Annotated in this window: 18 protein-coding genes; 9 read left to right on the top strand and 9 right to left on the bottom strand. The window is 58.6% G+C overall.

What is annotated here, in order from left to right:
- Window positions 1-23: 23 nt before the first annotated feature.
- The gene (locus M1E07_RS00675) at window positions 24-239 is read right to left on the bottom strand and encodes a hypothetical protein (RefSeq protein ID WP_461186781.1); all 216 of its coding nucleotides are present in this window, start codon (window positions 237-239) and stop codon (window positions 24-26) included.
- Between the two features lie 195 nt (window positions 240-434).
- Between M1E07_RS00675 and M1E07_RS00670 the strand changes: the two genes are divergently transcribed.
- Window positions 435-950 (top strand): hypothetical protein, encoded by a 516-nt coding sequence (locus M1E07_RS00670; RefSeq protein ID WP_461186780.1) that lies wholly within the window; start codon window positions 435-437, stop codon window positions 948-950.
- A gap of 241 nt (window positions 951-1,191) precedes the next feature.
- On the opposite strand, the gene M1E07_RS00665 is transcribed toward M1E07_RS00670, so the two are convergent.
- Window positions 1,192-1,671 (bottom strand): hypothetical protein, encoded by a 480-nt coding sequence (locus tag M1E07_RS00665; RefSeq protein ID WP_461186779.1) that lies wholly within the window; start codon window positions 1,669-1,671, stop codon window positions 1,192-1,194.
- Between the two features lie 267 nt (window positions 1,672-1,938).
- On the opposite strand from M1E07_RS00665, the gene M1E07_RS00660 reads away from it, so the two are divergent.
- Complete coding sequence (locus M1E07_RS00660) at window positions 1,939-2,847, top strand: hypothetical protein (protein ID WP_461186778.1); 909 nt, start codon at window positions 1,939-1,941, stop codon at window positions 2,845-2,847.
- A 221-nt stretch (window positions 2,848-3,068) separates the two neighbouring features.
- Here the strand turns inward: M1E07_RS00660 and M1E07_RS00655 are convergent, their stop codons facing one another.
- Entirely contained in the window at window positions 3,069-3,839 is a 771-nt protein-coding gene (locus tag M1E07_RS00655) for a hypothetical protein (RefSeq protein WP_461186777.1), read from the bottom strand.
- A gap of 274 nt (window positions 3,840-4,113) precedes the next feature.
- Between M1E07_RS00655 and M1E07_RS00650 the strand changes: the two genes are divergently transcribed.
- Window positions 4,114-4,638, top strand: a complete 525-nt coding sequence (locus M1E07_RS00650; RefSeq protein ID WP_461186776.1) for a hypothetical protein — start codon at window positions 4,114-4,116, stop codon at window positions 4,636-4,638.
- Between the two features lie 328 nt (window positions 4,639-4,966).
- Here the strand turns inward: M1E07_RS00650 and M1E07_RS00645 are convergent, their stop codons facing one another.
- Window positions 4,967-5,527: a phosphoribosyltransferase family protein gene (locus tag M1E07_RS00645; RefSeq protein ID WP_461186775.1), complete on the bottom strand. Its 561-nt coding sequence runs from the start codon at window positions 5,525-5,527 to the stop codon at window positions 4,967-4,969.
- A 202-nt stretch (window positions 5,528-5,729) separates the two neighbouring features.
- On the opposite strand from M1E07_RS00645, the gene M1E07_RS00640 reads away from it, so the two are divergent.
- The 5 genes from M1E07_RS00640 (at window position 5,730) to M1E07_RS00620 (ending at window position 10,504) form a co-directional block, all read left to right on the top strand.
- Window positions 5,730-6,296 (top strand): hypothetical protein, encoded by a 567-nt coding sequence (locus M1E07_RS00640; protein ID WP_461186774.1) that lies wholly within the window; start codon window positions 5,730-5,732, stop codon window positions 6,294-6,296.
- A 24-nt stretch (window positions 6,297-6,320) separates the two neighbouring features.
- Window positions 6,321-6,872 (top strand): hypothetical protein, encoded by a 552-nt coding sequence (locus M1E07_RS00635; RefSeq protein WP_461186773.1) that lies wholly within the window; start codon window positions 6,321-6,323, stop codon window positions 6,870-6,872.
- Between the two features lie 343 nt (window positions 6,873-7,215).
- Window positions 7,216-8,367, top strand: a complete 1,152-nt coding sequence (locus M1E07_RS00630) for an MFS transporter (RefSeq protein ID WP_461186772.1) — start codon at window positions 7,216-7,218, stop codon at window positions 8,365-8,367.
- Window positions 8,368-8,493: 126 nt separating this feature from the next.
- Window positions 8,494-8,958 carry a hypothetical protein gene (locus tag M1E07_RS00625; RefSeq protein WP_461186771.1) on the top strand — a complete coding sequence of 155 codons (465 nt, stop codon included), beginning with the start codon at window positions 8,494-8,496 and terminating at the stop codon, window positions 8,956-8,958.
- Window positions 8,959-9,331: 373 nt separating this feature from the next.
- Window positions 9,332-10,504: a hypothetical protein gene (locus tag M1E07_RS00620; RefSeq protein WP_461186770.1), complete on the top strand. Its 1,173-nt coding sequence runs from the start codon at window positions 9,332-9,334 to the stop codon at window positions 10,502-10,504.
- Between the two features lie 377 nt (window positions 10,505-10,881).
- Here M1E07_RS00620 and M1E07_RS00615 read toward each other — a convergent pair whose 3' ends face one another.
- The 3 genes from M1E07_RS00615 to M1E07_RS00605 form a co-directional block, all read right to left on the bottom strand.
- The gene (locus M1E07_RS00615) at window positions 10,882-11,166 is read right to left on the bottom strand and encodes a hypothetical protein (protein WP_461186769.1); all 285 of its coding nucleotides are present in this window, start codon (window positions 11,164-11,166) and stop codon (window positions 10,882-10,884) included.
- Window positions 11,167-11,834: 668 nt separating this feature from the next.
- Window positions 11,835-12,248: a DUF1990 family protein gene (locus tag M1E07_RS00610; protein ID WP_461186834.1), complete on the bottom strand. Its 414-nt coding sequence runs from the start codon at window positions 12,246-12,248 to the stop codon at window positions 11,835-11,837.
- A gap of 56 nt (window positions 12,249-12,304) precedes the next feature.
- A complete protein-coding gene (locus M1E07_RS00605) occupies window positions 12,305-12,451 on the bottom strand; it encodes a hypothetical protein (protein ID WP_461186768.1) in 147 nt (48 codons plus the stop codon).
- A gap of 248 nt (window positions 12,452-12,699) precedes the next feature.
- On the opposite strand from M1E07_RS00605, the gene M1E07_RS00600 reads away from it, so the two are divergent.
- On the top strand, window positions 12,700-12,882 hold the full coding sequence (locus M1E07_RS00600; RefSeq protein ID WP_461186767.1) for a hypothetical protein: 183 nt from the start codon (window positions 12,700-12,702) through the stop codon (window positions 12,880-12,882).
- Window positions 12,883-12,914: 32 nt separating this feature from the next.
- On the opposite strand, the gene M1E07_RS00595 is transcribed toward M1E07_RS00600, so the two are convergent.
- Together M1E07_RS00595 and M1E07_RS00590 are read right to left on the bottom strand one after the other, a co-directional pair.
- A complete protein-coding gene (locus M1E07_RS00595) occupies window positions 12,915-13,301 on the bottom strand; it encodes a hypothetical protein (RefSeq protein WP_461186766.1) in 387 nt (128 codons plus the stop codon).
- The gene (locus M1E07_RS00590) at window positions 13,294-13,938 is read right to left on the bottom strand and encodes a signal peptidase I (protein WP_461186765.1); all 645 of its coding nucleotides are present in this window, start codon (window positions 13,936-13,938) and stop codon (window positions 13,294-13,296) included. Before M1E07_RS00590 ends, M1E07_RS00595 begins: the two co-directional genes overlap by 8 nt.
- Window positions 13,939-13,960: the final 22 nt, after the last annotated feature.

Genomic DNA, 13,960 nt, shown 5'->3' with positions numbered 1-13,960 from the left:
AAGGTCCCGCTCGGCCAAGCATCCTAGCTACCAGTTGCATCGCCGTTGAGTTTTCGTGCTTCCAGACGGTCTATCCTGCGGTTGTTGAAGATAGTAAAAGCAATGGCTGCTAAAAGAACCATCGGTGGCCAATAGCCAAAGCGGCTGTCATCTGAAACAGCTATGAATAACGAGATACACACGATCCCAGACAGGATAAGGGTCACAGTCGGTGTTTTCTTATCCCAAAAACGTGCCATTGGTCTTCCTTGACTCCCAAATGCCATCGAATGGATACGGGGGCCCACCAGGGGATTAAGGGTCAAGTGTCCCTTACCTACACGATGAAGTCGATGGTGCCCCTGCTCCCGAACCGGGAACCTCCCGTTGAAGGTTCCTGCAGCGGGGGCCACTGTCAGAGCCAGCGCTGGCTTCAGAGCTGGGAAACTAGATTTGTGGAGAAACTGATCAATTCACTGACGTTCGTTGAGAACGAGCTGGAGTGGACGGAGTCGAGGTTCCGATTGTTCCGCCGGCGGCAGGTAGTCCAAGTCCGCGCGCCCATTCAGGAAATCTACATAGACGGCCTACCGTTGCTCGCGCTGATCGAACCGTCCGAGGCAGCAGACAACCCCGATCGCAAGATCCCCCTGCCCTGGGCCGATAGCCCTAAAGAGTCTTTGGATCAACTGAGGCAGCTCCTTGGCGGCCCACTGCCAGCGGACAGGAATGGACGAACCTGGCTCTTGTACTGCCAATGTGGAGACCCCGGCTGCGGAGGCGTGAGCACCCGCATCAGCATCACGGAGAAAACTGTCACCTGGTCTGACTTCGGGTGGGACGACATCTTCGGCAACCCCACGGAAGCCGTAGAGATCGACAGGACGTTCGTATTCGAGCGGGCAGAGTATGAAACTCTACTTCACAGCCTCATCGGCCAGTTCTCAGGAAAATCCGATCGCAATCTCTGAGACCTGGAAGCCCCGATGCCGGCCATCGCGTTCGCTGTGGTCACTCGCGCCGATTGGGCTAGTCCGTCAGTACCGTTCCGGTAGCGGTTCCCCAAACGCGGCGTAGAAGCGTTGCAGTCGGCCACCCCCAAATGGGACGTTATGCGTGCAGGCCTCTTACGGACGTTTTTAATGCCCCAGGTTCTGACGGTCTTTGACCGGACGGACATTTAGAATCTGACTACGGTGATCCGGCTGGGTCTCAGCTAGTCCAGGTCAAGAAGCTGCGGCGTAATTGTTTAGCTGTACGATTCAGTGCGGCTTCATACTCGACGCGGCCGAACACCAGCGTCCCGACAGAAGTAATCACATCATCGTCATCGAAGGCCTCTATCTCATCTTCAGTAGAGGGCATGTCGTGGCGAAAGTCGCTCCAGGCCACCTGATCGGCTCCCACTTGAATCCTTACGCTGACTCCGCCGCAACCCTCGTCAAAACACACAGGGCAGAAGTAGAGCCAAACTCGCTGCGGAAAGAACTGACCTGGAAGCTCTCCCTTTAGACGACGTATCTGCTCCTGTGCGAGGCGGGACGAGAGTCCCCAGAATCCCCAGCGACGCAACGAGCTAACTTCACGCTCTTCCATGTCCTCGCCTTCGAAAAGCATCTCCCGAAGGAACCGACCGTCGACCAAAAAATCGAAGCCTCCGCTGGAATCAAAGCGCAGATCAAACTTATGCATGCTACCTCCCGGGCTTCCCTGATAATGAGCGGGACGCTTCATGCCTATAAGTATGTGTGGCGCCTCGCAACCGAGGATCCATGCCCACTGAAGCATCACAGCCGTCGTCTGTTGTCTCACCGCGACGGCGAGGCCATTGCCCATCGTCCCGTTTGAGGGACTCAATCGGCCCAACCTAGTACTGTGTCCTGAGTTCCGGTTCTTTCCGGCACTCCCGGCCACGGGGTTCGATCCCGGGTGCCGGTGGCCGCTTTCGTGAAGGACGCCATGGACCTCGAAGTATTCGTGCAAGAGGCACGGTTATGGAACCGGGATCCCGGACCCCAATCTGACGCTCTGATTAGGAGACTGCGCGCCGAGAATGGCGAAACGATCATCGATCTCTATGAGCAGGCCCTGCGAAGCGCATCGCAAGTGTTTCTAGAGTGGGAGTCCCGGCCCGAGCCCAAAGCCCTCTTCGAGGCAAAGATGGCCGCAGCTGAAAGCGGCCCCTTCGACCCTCAGAAATTTGACCCGACAGCCCCGCCAATGTTGGGCAGGCAACCGGACGAACGTGAGCCGTACAGCTATGAGCAATGGCTCCGGGGCTGGTGCCTTTACCAGGTTCTCGTCGGCAACGTACCAACACCCGAGGGGCACTTCCTGGAACACCCGGACAGGCCGGCGATGTTCGACTTCTTCATGGGCATGATCGGCAACGGTATGCATGCAGACTTTCGGGACGCCTACGAACGCAGCACCGACACGCTGTGGCCCTTAGCCCCCCGTGAAGACGAACCAAGATTCCTCGAATACGGCGAACAACTCGAGCACGCCCCGTACCGGGTACAGCTCTACCGGGCAACGGCACGGGAAGTCACGATGGACCTCAACGCGTCAGCAGCATGGCGGCAGTGGTGGTTGAGCGGCCCGCTACGGTCACTGGAGTTCAGCATCTCCGAAAGCCACAGCTGGTTTCCCGGCGCTGCCGCTATGCACACCGGCGATACGCCGACCACGACCCGGATTAGGAAAGTGGGACTAACGGTGAGGGGAACCATCACCCCAAACCTGGACCGGATTCTCGAAACAGAAGAGCAAGACATGCGCCGCTTGGTCATCCAAGACCTGACCGCGCTTCTTCTCAAGGTGCACAAGAAGTACGGGTTTACCGCTGAACTGCCCAAGGCGGAGTAGGCGCTTCCCGGCAAGGCCAGGCGAGCTTTAAAGTCAGCTGGCGCTCATACGTCTTGTGCGTCCCGTAAAGGGATGCCCATACGGGCATCCATCCCCCTCTCCCAGTCCGGCTGGACCTGTTTCAGAACCTCTGCGCCTCAAATGCGAGGGTTGTTACTCTCCTGATTTAGCGAGTCAGAGGAATACCCCCCGACTGGGGGCGCAAATGCGCCAACTTCTCGTCAACGTTCCTCCTCAGTTTGATAGAGGTTTTCGATGACCCTCTCGGCATGAGTTGCACCAATCTTCGGATACATGATGTGCAATTCCTTAACGGCAGCCTCATGCCCCTGATTTACGTGGATAGCCCGCAACCAGACAATCTGCATGCCAGAGAGGCGAAGCCCTCTCTTGGACATTTGGTGCTGTTCTGCAATCCGCCAGATACTCACCATCGCCTGGGCGAATCCAAGCGTGAATATCAAGAACGTCCAAGCATCCGCTCTTAGCGGAGTGATCAAGTACAGCACTGTAAACCAGATCACAATCAGCAGAGTCCCCATACCGAAATCCTGTGATCGCATCCAGTCTAAAAAGCTCATCGACTCCATCGGCGGAACCTCAGCGAGCAGAGCCGATTCCGCTGGTTTTACCGAAATTGCCAGCGAACTGAGAAACAGGACCAGTGACCAAAAAGGAGGACTACCAGGATCCCGAAGCTCGGGCACGGCCGCGAAAACGGATCCGACGACAGCCGCGGGAAAGACGGCTAAGAAGGCATCTGCCAGCTGCGGTCGCATAAGCACGGTAGGCGATGATCGGCGGTCCCAAAAAAGAATGACGCACCCTTGGATAATGGCCATAGCAGCGAACCCAGCGGTGAACGCGGCAACTCGGCCGTTTGCGTTCTCGTTCAAAAGTACTGCAGCCTGCCATAGGCAAAAGCCCGCGGCAATAACGACAATTCCACCACCCAGAACAGATACCCGCTTGGCGTTACGAATTACCCGCATGAACGACGTTCCTCCCACTAGGGCAGCACCCCCACTACCGCATAGCTGCATCCTAGACCCGGAATTTACGGGACTCTCTCGCCGGGTTCGTCCGGTAAGGGATGGGTCATCGAACCCGTTGAGGGTTCGGCTTACGGGCACCAAGGTGACGTCTTTATCACCGGAATCGTGTGCAGCCCCTTGGTCTCCAAGCTGATACCCCAGATCGAATGGGCTGTGTTCCTCCCCATGGGATTAGCCACCGGTATGCGAACTCAACATATAGGATTCGCGGATGAGGATGTCTTACCCGCACTGGATTCAATTTCAAGGTCAAAGGCTTGGCCTCGTGTGGCAAACGGATGACGAGGCTGGTGACGAAGATACGGACGGCGTTCTCGTCCACAACGGCCAGATCGTCTGGGCCCGTAGCCAAGAGGACTTCTCGGAGTTGGCCCGCCAGCACAACCTCACCTTGGACTTAGACAACGAGGAACTCCAGAACCTTGATGGGATCGAAGACCTTCTCCAGCTGCCCGCATCCGATGACACCTGCGCGCAGCTGCTGAATGCGTGGAACCTTCTGGGCGACATTGCACGCAGCGTGAACGCATCCCTTGATGACCGCGGACCAGAAGCAGACAAGTGTTACGACAAACTCTTCTACGGCAACAATCTCCCCAGCATCACCCCACCAGGTGAGCACTACAGCCCGCTTTTCGATGACCACGAGCAGCGTGTCATCAGCGAGATATTGAACCGTGGCCGGGTGATCTTAACCAACCGCCTCGACCGCAGCGCGACGACGCTCGGAAACTGACACGGCCATGAGGCCCGCCGGTGCTTTCATTCCGGTTGCCAGTCCCGACAAAAGATCAGGGCTTGTAGATCCGGTGCGCCGTTAGCGCTCCTACTCCCGCCTTCCTGGCTACTTCGCCTCCGGCATCTCCCGCTCGCTTCCTAAGGGTGGGCACTCCTGGTTCCTTGCGCAGCCGGGCTCGCGTATCTGTTTTATGTGCGCGGTCGCGACGGTCATTACTGGGATGAGGAAGAAGCTCGGCGGGCAGACTGGGATCGTGGGGGCAGGCAGCTTTAGTCGGGACATTAAGGATCCGAAGGCGAACCCACAGTGAAACAGTCTTCGTGGGTTAGAGCTCCCGAATATGGAAGACAGCCTTGAGATTCAGCTGACGGCGCGGCTGGCTTTCCTTGAGGTTGTCGATCAGAACGGACGCTCCAACCCACGTCGCTCCGGTCTCCGCGATGAGTCTTTGCAGTGCCAGAAGCTGGCCACCGGTGTCGATTAGGTCGTCCACAGCGAGAACACGGTCTCCCGAGCGGATGAGGCCTTTGGGTATCCCCAGCTCAAGGTGACGATCTTTATAGTCGGGCGGGCTGGTGACTGTTACCCAGGGATCGCTGTCGAAGGAAGGCGCTGCGTCTTTAGGTATTGGGCAGAAGCCGGCACGCAAGCTGGCGGCTGTAAGGCTGCCGGTCAGGTAGCCGCTGGCGGATGGGCCAATGACCACAGTCGGAGCGGCGTCACGAAACGGTTCGGCAAGCAGGTCTCCAATGCCGGCTATGACTTCTGGCTCCCGCCACCAGGTGTACAAGTTGAAGTATTCCCGGCCGGTCTGGGGACTGACTTTCCACTGAAAGATCTCCGCCATTCTCTGTCGAAGTTCCTTGGTGGTGGTGATGGCAGCCATGGATTGAATCGTAGTTCGTTCCTTTCCCGGGCGGCGTCGGTGACCCTCTGGCTACGACTTCCTCGGTCCCCGCTTCCCCAGGTCACGGTGCCTTCGTGAAGTGTCCCGTTAGGAAGTGGCACATATCCTGAGACTTCCGGGCAGGCTCAAATTGACAGAGTTTGCCCTGTTCAGACAGGAGTACCTGTGTAACACTTCGGGCATGAACGATCCACGAAGCCGGATTCTGCCACTCCTTCGCCAGGGCGAACGACTTCTATGGGTCGGTCAACCCGACCCGAAGGTTCGCTTCACAGGCGCTGATGCATTCCTCGTGCCTTTCAGCATCCTCTGGGGTGGATTCGCGATCGTATGGGAAACCATGGCTATCACCCAAAGCCAATCACTTCTGTTCATTATCTGGGGCATTCCATTCGTCTTGGTGGGTCTGTACTTCATTTTCGGACGCTTTATCGTTAAAAAACGTCGGAAGATCGCCACCGCTTACGGCCTCACAGATAGTCGTGCGATCGTCTACACAGGGGACAGATCAGTTGCTGATGCTCCAGTAATTGGTATGCCAAGCAAGGTCGACAGATCCAGGGACGGCAAGCATGTGAGTGTGACATTCGGGTACCAGGGCGCGATGGGTCTTTTCGGCATGTATCAGAACACAGGGATGGACTTCTTCAGCTTTGGCTTGGGACAAAACGTCGCTTTTTTTGACGTCTCAGACGCCGATGGCCTGCTGATGGCTTTGGATCAGGTCCAGGCACGGAGTAGACCGTAACGGCAGAACCCTATCGTGCCTAGCGTGACCAGCATGAGGGAATGGGGTACCAAGCATCCCGGTCTCCTAGCCATATTGGGGGGTGTGGCTGGGGGTGTTCTCATCCTGGCCGTTGACCTTCTCTTCGCACGCCGTCTCGATCAGGCGATTTTCAACGCAGTCTTCTATGCGCTGTTTATTGGTGGGGGCTGGTACTTCACCGTGAAGAGATTCCGTAAGACCGCGGCCAGACTCGCCGAGCATGGGCAGACGGTGATGTTTCTGCGATATCCGAACTCACTACCCGGCTCTTTGAGTGGCATCTGGGACATGGGGGTTGCCACCCCATCTCCGGGTCGGATCGAGTTCCAGCCGGCCGTTTACGACACCTTGGTACCCAGGGGCAGCAGCAAGTCGCTTACCGGGCTCCGCGTCCTGGCGCCGCCGCGACGGCGGGAGCGCACCGACTCAAAGCAGGGAATACCGTTGAGGTTCCAAGTCATGGCACTCCAGTCGGACGGGGGAGTCCTCGAGATAGCCGCAAGCCCCGAAACCCTCCAAAAAATCCAGGAAACCCTTGATTCCACAGACCTGTGAGCGGGTTCATTCAATGAACGCCGTCCGTCGCATTGAGGGTTCCCCAAACGCGGCGTAGAAGCGTTGCATTCGGCCACCGGCTTGCGGGCAACCTTATGGCCAGCCTCGACCTTGAGTGGAAAATATGGTGGCTATCTACCCGTGGTAATTTTGCAGCGCTGCGGATAGCAATCGTTTGGTTTATGCGACGAGTTGCAACCGGGAATGGGCTGGGGACCCTGGGTCTGGGCGAGTGGCTCTTGCGACCCCGGCTTCGACCCTCAGGAATGATGTGCGCAGCCCTTTTACTCTGCTGAAGCAGTACCCAAAGTTCCGTCGTGTTCTGTTCGGTGAGGGCTTGGCTATGGCGGGCGAAGCTGCGTTCTCCATTGCACTGGCCTGGCTTGTCATCACAGAAACAGGGTCCATTGGTGCCCTTGCCGGCGTGCTGCTGGCACAGGCGATACCCCGTGGGACGCTGCTCCTTCTTGGTGGTGCGCTGACAGACCGGTTCTCCCCAGGGCGCGTCATGCTCGTGTGTCACCTAGTACGTGCCGGCGCGATGGCATCAGTGTCCGCCCTGAGCTTCACTGGTGCCGTGCAACTGTGGCAGCTGTACGTCCTAGCCGCTATCACGGGAACTGCTTCCGCATTCTTCACACCTGCCAGTGAAGCCGTGCTGCCACGCCTGCTCCCCGGAAAAGACCTACCGCAAGGCAACGCCGTTCAGGGAGCAGTCGCACAGGCTGCTTTCATCGCCGGCCCAATGGCTGGCGGCGTCCTAACCGGCTGGGGAGGCGCGGGACTCGCTATTGCCGTCACCGCTCTAACACTGACGGTTGCAGCCTTCACATCGATGAATGTCCCCCGGGGGCCCATCGGAAGTGGATCAGGCAGCGCCGCTGAAGTCATCCGCGAGATTGGCCTGGGTCTTCAGCACACTGCACGGTCCCATGAGACCCGCATCGTCCTGCTGGTTATTAGTGCTGCCACACTGAGCTACAGCGGCCTCTTCGCCATCGGGCTCCCGATGCTGGCCACCTCCCTTAGCGACTCACCGATTGCCCTTAGCATCCTCGTCTCCGGATGGGGCGTCGGGCAGCTAATCGGAACCGTGGCAGCGGCCGTGACCGGCCTTCCCCAACGGTGGGGCCTACTCATCATTTCCATGACTCTCGTGGAAGGCATTGCCTTTGCCCTCCTAGGCCAGACGACGGAAGCATGGGTAGCAGCCATCATCCTTGCCTTGGTCGGGATCGGCGTCGCCTACAGCACAGATGTGGCCCTCCCAACGTTCATCCAGACCCGCACGCCAAACCATCTGCTGGGGCGGGTAAGCTCCGTACTTGAACTGCCCAGAGTCGTTCTTGAACCGGTATCCATTGCCCTGCTCGGCCTGGTTCTCGCCGGTTCTCTGCAATGGGGATTCCTCGCAGCAGCTGCACCAGTACTCATCGCTGGGACAATTCTCTCGCTCAACAGAAAAGCCCGAACACTCACCGCAGACGGAGCCTGAAGCGCAGCCGCCCGGTTAGGGATCCTCTACCGGACACCGTGATGCCAGCCCGTGCCACGCTATTCCGCTGCTGTGGCTGGTCGAGGCATTCTCGGCCGTTCCAGCGGTCAGGATAACGTCAGAACTATGCGTGAACTGTTGATAGTGGCCTTCAGCTTGTTCTTTGTTGTCGGATGCATAGCGACCTTCCTATGGATCCGCACGCTTGAGCGCAGGACAAGCCACCTCGGATGGACGGATCCACGACAGGCGATCGGTAAGCGACGCCAGATTCAGTTTGCCTTGTGCGTGGCAGCCGCGGCGGGCATCTATTTGCTTGCCGCATACGGGCCCCTGCGGCTCCCGGGGACTGCAGGAGTTAACGGAGCTGGGCTGGTACTCCTTCTCGTGTCTACGGTTTGGTTCATATTCCGCAGAGATATAGCGCAGTATCAGTACCAGACCGTCATGGCAATGTTCAACCGCAACCGACCCGAGCAGGATGAAGCGCAACGACAAGTCAAAGCCATGGAATCCCTTGGAATTGGTTTCAGCATTTTGCTCTTCTCCACCGGGATCCTGTTGATCACCCTAAGCACCGTGTTCTCTTGACGCCGACCCTCCAACTGCCCGCCTTACGGGCGACTTTGGTGCCTCGCTTCGGGTGCGACGGCCCTGTCTGGAGGCCGCGTTCATCTGGGAAATGAGCGGATTTTTCATTGCTCGTAGGGGCCAGTGATGCACTGAACGCTTCAAGCGCGCGATCAGGGATCGGCTTACGGACTCGGCCTCCCGTCCTCATTAGTACCGCCCTTAGATAGCGGGATCACGTGATCAGCTGTCGGGTCAGACGTAGGCCACACTGAGCCCCGATCTGGACTCTGAGTCGCGTGTCCTAGTGCTTGTTTGGCAGGGGAACCGTACAGACTGAACCCGTGGCTGAAGAAGTTTTCCTCTCAGCTGAGGGCTAACAATGGGGAGTGACATGTCCGGGAACCGGAAAACGACCAACAACAAGAAACCGCTTGCCCCACCACTGGCCAGCGAACAGTACTCCGAACTCAACGCGACGTTCTATTCCTCAGCCGGTCCCACCGAGTACGTGCGTGCTCGTCTGCAGTCGATCATCTTCACTCTCTCGGACGGGGACGAGGCGGCTGACATCCTTAAGAAGGGGGTGCAGTATGGCGCGTTGCAGGGCGGCGCGGCGGCTCGCATGCCGCAGGAGTCCAGACTTCGCTACGCCTTCCTGGACAGCACTGTGCTGGTGCACCATGCCGGAGAGTCTTTGATGCGCCTCTGGCTGGCCCATATGAACTTCCCGTTGTGTCCGTGGGTCAAGGTTGCCAGCGTTACTCAACCAGGGGACTTCAAGAGGCAGGCAGCTAAGTTTGCGGAACCGGACACGAGCCACGTTGATCGAAAGACCGTTGCATCAATGTTCTTGGGCGGTGAGACAGCCGAAGACGCTGGCGTAGAGATGAATCAGGAGACATGGGAGAACTCGATTGAGGGAATCATCGAGTTGCTTCGGGTCGTGGCACACCGCCTGACGAATGAGAACGCCCTCTACAACGCCGCCAAGCACGGCCTTGTCGGGATACCTGGCGACCAAGGCGCCATCCGATGGAACGATCACCGGGTGGCTGGCGGCCCAGGAATTACGTATCTCGAAAGCAGGCGTGACGGCAAGTCCAACCCGCCGCAGTTCAGCATGTGGGTGACCTCCACATTCACAAGTCTTGAAGGAAACCTGCTGCTGATCGAGCTAATCATCCGAGCGACTCACTCGCTGTGGAGCGTGGCGCGAAGGAAGTACATAGGGCTTCCGGGTGATCTTGTCTTGGTCAGTCGCGACGAGGTCTATGCCACTGTGGCAATAGGGCCGATAAGAGACAAACGCCATTTAGTGGATTGGTCACAGAAGCTACCGACCTACACATACGAAACTGGGCAGCGGAAGATCTCTAACGCAGAATTTCATACGAACGCAATCGGGCTGGGTGACGACGTGCTCGAGGCAAGCGATCGACTAAACGGCCGGCCCGCTGAACCAGCCTTCGTTGATCTGCCCCTTCGCGCGGAGGATGAGCGAACCCCGTCTAAGTCCACTCGTTCGCTCTTCAGTTTCTCGCCAGCCGGCAGTTCGAGCGTCTGACACGAAGCGGCAACGTGCTCTTGCTTACGCCGGGCGCCCTAACCTCGAAACGCAACAGCAAGACTTAGGAGCACCCGTCGCGCCGTCCCCTCAACGCTGAACCCTTCGGGCGCTTCGCGGCCTTGACCGCCGTCACTCATGGGCGCTATTCGACCTATACCGGCACTGGCCCCGCTCACCGATCGCTGCGCGTCCACTTTCAGATAACCCTCAAGGGTCCACAGCTGCCTAAGGTCACCCCACCGTCCCAGTGGAGCCGCCCGAGAAAGTGCCCGATGAGGGATCGCTCATAGAACCTCATGCGGACACCCTCGTCTAAGCTCGGGGTCCTGCAGAAGAGTGCCTCACTTACTCGTTGTGTCGGCACCATGATCACGTCACGGGGTTGGAGCCATTCTTCTACGTTTGCGGGACCTCCTACGCTGCGCATTGCGACGGATGAGGTAGACAGTGAAGAGCACGAGGGACAACACGGCAAGCGCGACTGCGCGCCACCCGAAATCATGCGCGTTGGTAACGTCACCCCTGCTCTCAATTTCCTGGAACAGAATTAAAGTCAATCCTGCCGTTAGTAGCGCCAACACTCCGCTGGCGATCGAGCCGTAAAGAAGTATCTTCAGCCAGTTGCGCTGTTGGCTCATACTGCGATGAATCGTATTCATTTCGAATCAAACTCCTCTCGACATCATGCAGATGACCCTACCTCTGCTGCTAGTCAGACGATCCTGCCCGCTGAGGGATCCTCTAACGGGGCGGGTCACGGACGGGCATCTTTCGGGATGTGCCCAGGGCCGTCCCTCCGGCCCATGGAGTTTTCCCGCCAGCGCTAGGATCCGCTGCGAAGGCACGTCGAAAACCATTTACGGCGTCCTTGAGGTAACGGTCTTGACCAACTCCTTGCGGCAGGCGTGTTCTGCTGTTTGTCTGGTACTCATCTGATCGATGATGGGGGTCCAGGGTGGAAGCGTCAAAGTTGCCAACGAAGACGATGCGTACCGGGGTAGGTCTAGCTGTAATCGCTGCCCTATTGGTAATGATGAGCCCGCTCATCATTGGTAATTTCGGCACCGCTACATTCGCAGTGGACGCACCTGTGGCAATACTGGTTACGATGATCTGCCTGCTAGCACCAGTCGCGTGCGTCCTATTCTCTGCGGTCTTGGTTGCAGCTTCTCTGATCATGCGCCACGCTGAAGCGCTGAAAACAGGCTCTCTGGCTGGGCGTTAGAAGCGCGGTGAGCGATCCCCTTATGGACAGTCGAACACTTTTCCAAGTCCAGCTTGATGTGTCACTGTCCCGAAATTTGCTGCGCGGCTGCCTTTATGACCATTACTGCAGCGCGCGCAGGTACCGTCTCTGAACCATCCGCTGCGCGATAAGGATGAGAGGGAAGAGGAGCCGCCAAGGTTGTCGTGGTGCAGCTCGCGTCAGGGAGCGAATGGTCAGGTGTACTTCGTCGCCACGTCGATAAACGAAAAAAGCTTCCTCCCCATCTACCGGATGCCCAGGCAGGGTGCGGTAAGAAAACCCGCATCTTCCTGGTTCTTGGACAACGTCTACAACTTCCACGGGCTCCACAACAGTGAGGCCCAACAGCCGCGCAGTTACGACGACATGCTCACCCGGCGATACCGGCCCGAGTGAGTCCACGACAAAACCACTCTGGGTTTTTACCTTCCAATGGAGCACTTCGTGAATGGCACGCTGCCAAACCGCGTCGCCGCTCCCGACGAAGCCCGTCACTTCTGAGCGTTTGTACTTGTGGTCACTGGGAGGCCATTGATCTTGATGGGGGCTTGTCACGTGTCCTCTCGGCCGGTCTGCCCTGCGTCCGCACGCAGGCTCTGACGGGCTGCAATGATTCCGTCCCGCGTCGCCGCCCTGATGACTCCATAGAGGACATAAAAGAAAATGGCCGCAAACACGACAACCAAGACAATATTCATTGCTCTTCCCCCGCAGGTTGACTTGTCCAAGAAGGACAAAGCAAGCCTACTTCAGGCGCAGATACAGCCATGTTCGGGCGTCTGACCACCCTAGCTTTTCGAGACGGGAAGGTTTCGAGGCGCTGAGATTCGCCAATGGCGCGCTGCCCCGGTCCGTCGAGAGCACGCCTTCGGCGGCAGGAGCGGACACGCCAAGGCTATGGAGTGTCGGCGGCGATACAGTGGAGTTGAGGACGGAGGGGGCCTTGATGCATCTGAACGCACGGATCATTGCAGTCGAAGACGGCCGGATGGTGCTCAGCGTTGCTGAACTTCCGGCCTTGGATGTGCAGGTTTCAAGCTACGAAGAGATATCTGGTGCCGTACGTCGTGCTGCTGCGGGGCTGACGGGTCAGGAGCCGGAGGACTTCACCGTCGATGTCGAGTTCTAAGCAAGGCAACACTTTAGGGTGCCGCGCTGTCGTCATGCAGCCATGCCCAGGTCCCGGTGCGCTTCGAGCAGGATCGTCGGGGCAGTTTCGTACAGGGCGTGCACTTCGGCGCTGAGGTGTCTGGCGCTGGCAAGTGCCGGGCCGAACTGGCTGCTGCGGACCAGGGGTTCCAGTATCAGGCAACACGCTTCGGCGCTGACCGCACCGGACATGGCCGAGGCCACCTTCAGACTCAGGACCGCATCATGGGAGGCTTCCCGGTCGCAGTCCACGATTCCCCGCAGGATCCGCTCCAGCCGGTCCGGCAGCATCTCAAGGTATAACTCCAGGAACTTCAGGGTCTCGGCGCGGCTGTCGATCTGGTCCGCGAGGTCGCGGAGACTATCAAAATGGACCAGACTCCGGACTCCGTCAGGCAAGAGCTTCCGCCTTCGATGCAGCCGGCGATTCCTCCGTCTCGGGCCTCTTGCGCCAGATATTGGCGAGCATGCTGACCACGAGCACGGCCGGGGCACCGTACATGAGGACGTTCAGCACGATGGGCTGGCGCAGTGCCCGGATGGCGCTGCCAACGTAAGGGACGGTGGCCATATGGCGGTCCACTTTGGCCCCGTCGATGGTCGCCGTCCATGGGTCGGCCCCGTTGTTGGCGTCACCTTTGGTCCGGACGGCCGTGGTGCCGTCCGGGTTGGCAATCAGCTCAGTGATGCGGTGGGTCTCGATCCGGTGGTCCTCGACACGGATGCTGTAGGTGATGATGTCACCTACAGCAATTTCCCCCACAGGAACGGGTTTGGTGACAACGACGTCTCCCGGGTTGATGAGCGGTGCCATCGATCCGGTCAGCATCGTTGAGGTCTGGTAGCCGAGGAGGCGCGGGCCGATGGCCAAGGCCAGGAACGCAGCGCCAGCCAGGAACAGGAACGTTGTGGTCAGCACGGCCACTGTCTTCCGCAAAAGGCGCGAAGCCCTGCCGGTGGAACGGGGACCGGCCTGCCCCGCACCTGTGCTGGATTCACCCGCTCGGCGGATCGTGGCGAAATCGATGGCGGTCATGGAGAGTCCTCGTTCCAGGGGC

This window comes from Arthrobacter sp. Z4-13 (assembly GCF_054792705.1).
Note: the sequence above shows the minus strand (reverse complement) of the source record. Positions and strands in the feature narration are given on the sequence as shown.

Excerpts from the sequence above, each read along its gene's own strand:
- M1E07_RS00675 (WP_461186781.1), bottom strand. The coding sequence starts at position 239 with ATGGCACGTTTTTGGGATAAGAAAACACCGACTGTGACCCTTATCCTG.
- M1E07_RS00665 (WP_461186779.1), bottom strand. The coding sequence starts at position 1,671 with ATGCATAAGTTTGATCTGCGCTTTGATTCCAGCGGAGGCTTCGATTTT.
- M1E07_RS00660 (WP_461186778.1), top strand. The coding sequence starts at position 1,939 with ATGGACCTCGAAGTATTCGTGCAAGAGGCACGGTTATGGAACCGGGAT.
- M1E07_RS00655 (WP_461186777.1), bottom strand. The coding sequence starts at position 3,839 with ATGCGGGTAATTCGTAACGCCAAGCGGGTATCTGTTCTGGGTGGTGGA.
- M1E07_RS00650 (WP_461186776.1), top strand. The coding sequence starts at position 4,114 with ATGAGGATGTCTTACCCGCACTGGATTCAATTTCAAGGTCAAAGGCTT.
- M1E07_RS00645 (WP_461186775.1), bottom strand. The coding sequence starts at position 5,527 with ATGGCTGCCATCACCACCACCAAGGAACTTCGACAGAGAATGGCGGAG.
- M1E07_RS00640 (WP_461186774.1), top strand. The coding sequence starts at position 5,730 with ATGAACGATCCACGAAGCCGGATTCTGCCACTCCTTCGCCAGGGCGAA.
- M1E07_RS00630 (WP_461186772.1), top strand. The coding sequence starts at position 7,216 with ATGGCGGGCGAAGCTGCGTTCTCCATTGCACTGGCCTGGCTTGTCATC.
- M1E07_RS00625 (WP_461186771.1), top strand. The coding sequence starts at position 8,494 with ATGCGTGAACTGTTGATAGTGGCCTTCAGCTTGTTCTTTGTTGTCGGA.
- M1E07_RS00620 (WP_461186770.1), top strand. The coding sequence starts at position 9,332 with ATGTCCGGGAACCGGAAAACGACCAACAACAAGAAACCGCTTGCCCCA.
- M1E07_RS00615 (WP_461186769.1), bottom strand. The coding sequence starts at position 11,166 with ATGAATACGATTCATCGCAGTATGAGCCAACAGCGCAACTGGCTGAAG.
- M1E07_RS00605 (WP_461186768.1), bottom strand. The coding sequence starts at position 12,451 with ATGAATATTGTCTTGGTTGTCGTGTTTGCGGCCATTTTCTTTTATGTC.
- M1E07_RS00600 (WP_461186767.1), top strand. The coding sequence starts at position 12,700 with ATGCATCTGAACGCACGGATCATTGCAGTCGAAGACGGCCGGATGGTG.
- M1E07_RS00590 (WP_461186765.1), bottom strand. The coding sequence starts at position 13,938 with ATGACCGCCATCGATTTCGCCACGATCCGCCGAGCGGGTGAATCCAGC.